Raw genomic sequence first — 304 nt, 5'->3', positions numbered from 1 at the left:
CGTGTGCTTTCCGATCTAACGAATCTTACGGTTGAGATCACTGATGTGACCAATACCGATGGTCAAATGCTAGTACTGTTATTTGACAACAGCGCTGACTACCACAGCGATAAAAATGTGAATGATCCAGACGCTCACTTTTTCCGCAAGCTGATTGTCACACCGCAAACCCCTACCACAACGGTCACTTTTGAAGGCGTGCCTGCAGGCCAGTATGCGATCCACGTGATCCATGACGAAGATGGTGATGGCGGCATGGATCGGATGATCTTCCCATTTACCGGTATGCCAAGTGAACCTTATG

The 304-nt window shown here is 48.4% G+C and carries 1 protein-coding gene; it reads left to right on the top strand.

The features are described 5' to 3' along the window. On the top strand, positions 1 to 304 hold a 304-nt coding region (locus tag CWC11_RS22695), incomplete at both ends, for a DUF2141 domain-containing protein (RefSeq protein WP_138684302.1).

The organism is Pseudoalteromonas sp. S3178 (genome assembly GCF_005886985.1).
Classification (GTDB): Bacteria; Pseudomonadota; Gammaproteobacteria; order Enterobacterales; family Alteromonadaceae; genus Pseudoalteromonas; species Pseudoalteromonas carrageenovora.
The sequence above is the reverse complement of the archived record's forward strand: the minus strand, read 5'-3'. Positions and strand labels throughout refer to the sequence as shown.